This is a genomic window from Oleiphilus sp. HI0043 (genome assembly GCF_001634935.1).
The window spans coordinates 1-644 of the sequence record NZ_LWEY01000820.1; the positions used below are offsets into that span (position 1 = coordinate 1).

Genomic DNA, 644 nt, shown 5'->3' on the forward strand with positions numbered 1-644 from the left:
AAGCTTAACGCGAACAACACCGTTTACATAATGCTGTGTTTCATCTATCAAGGCTTGAAGCGCTTTACGCTCAGGGGACCACCAGTAACCGTTATAAACCAACTCCGCATACTTAGACATAATACTGTCTTTCAAATGCGCAGACTCTTTATCGAGAGTCAAAGATTCAATCGCACGGTGAGCCTTAAGCATAATCGTGCCCCCTGGCGTTTCATAGCAGCCTCGAGACTTCATACCTACATAGCGGTTTTCAACGATATCCAAACGGCCGACACCATTATCACCACCGACCTTATTCAAGGTCTCAAGCACGGTTGCCGGGCTCATCGCTTCACCATTGATCGCGGTGATATCGCCTTTCTCATATGTCAGTTCGATATAAGTCGGTGTATCTGGAGCGTTCTCAGGAGAAACAGACCAACGCCACATTTCTTCTTCAGGCTCATTCCAAGGATCTTCTAGCATATCGCCTTCATAAGAAATATGTAGCAAGTTTGCATCCATAGAATAAGGAGACTTACCTTTCTTCTTTTCAACTTCGATACCGTGTGTATCACAATAGGCTAACAAGCTTTCACGAGAGTTGAGATCCCATTCTCTCCAAGGTGCAATGACCTGAACACCCGGCTTAAGTGCATAGGCAC

At 45.5% G+C, this 644-nt stretch carries 1 pseudogene; it reads right to left on the reverse strand.

Annotated elements, in window-relative coordinates:
• A pseudogene (locus A3729_RS09315) lies at window positions 1-644 on the reverse strand (argininosuccinate synthase domain-containing protein); the annotation flags it as partial.